Origin of the sequence: Kluyvera ascorbata ATCC 33433 (genome assembly GCF_000735365.1) — a bacterium.
In the GTDB taxonomy this organism is placed as follows: domain Bacteria; phylum Pseudomonadota; class Gammaproteobacteria; order Enterobacterales; family Enterobacteriaceae; genus Kluyvera; species Kluyvera ascorbata.
The window spans coordinates 1-963 of sequence record NZ_JMPL01000230.1 but is presented as its reverse complement, the minus strand read 5'-3'; the positions used below and the strand labels follow the sequence as shown (position 1 = coordinate 963).

Genomic DNA, 963 nt, shown 5'->3' with positions numbered 1-963 from the left:
CTGGTCATTTCAGCACCCCGGTCCCATGTTAATGTTTTATAAAGCTCAGCAGGTAATTCACGGGCTTGTTTGATGAGTGCAGATATAACCGTTATGGTCTTGTTGTCCCTGACTTTGGCCAACATAACAAAACGGGAATGACGCTCTACGAGGGTGACGATATAGGAGTTTTTAGAGCCCTGGATCAGATCACCTTCCCAGTGACCTGGTATGGCTCTGTCAGCTGCTTCAGGTGGCCTTTCGCTGATAGAGATCGTATCCGGGATTGACCCTAATCCTTTCCCTTTAAGCGATGATGTTCTGGATCTACGCACGACTCTTCCGCTTCTGAGGCATTGCTGCAGTTCTTTTTTTAATGCACCCCGGGTTTGTATAAAAAGCGTTTTATATATCGTTTCGTGTGACACATGCATTTCCTGACTATCCGGATAACAGCGTTTCAGCCAGCCGGCGATCTGTTCCGGCGACCAGTCCTGATGCATCTTCTCTGCAATGATTTTACACAATGCGGGGCTTTGAATTAGCTTGCAAGGTTTTGGTCTCAGAGCATTTTCCCACGCAGCAGTATCGGCTTTTGCTGCACGGTATTGTTTTGCACCACCGTGTCTCCTAATCTCGCGGCTAATCGTTGAAGGAGCTCTTGATAATTTGGCAGCGATGTCCCTGATGCTGCGTTTTGCTACCAATCCTCTGGATATTTCCTCTCTTTCATCAAGCGAGAGCGCTAACCGGTGCCGCCTTCTCACGGGAGGACGGTAGCCACCTGTCTGGTGGATTGTAGGCATAATAGAAGAGTGAAATCTGTCGAACATTCTGGCGATATCGTGCAGGGAATCACCTTGCTTATATCGGTCCCAGATAATCGCTTTCTGTTCTGGCGTGTAGTAAATGCGCGTTCTTCGTTTCATGGCAACGTCCCCCTTGATTAAGGATAGCGTTGCATCGACCCGTTGAACTCACAGC

The 963-nt window shown here is 48.4% G+C and carries 1 protein-coding gene; it reads right to left on the bottom strand.

Features of this window, described 5'->3' with window-relative positions; all coding sequences use genetic code 11:
• Window positions 1–908 (bottom strand): IS30 family transposase (locus tag GKAS_RS23330; RefSeq protein ID WP_035897914.1); only part of this gene is annotated, 908 nt, incomplete at its 3' end.
• Between the last annotated feature and the right edge of the window lie 55 nt (window positions 909–963).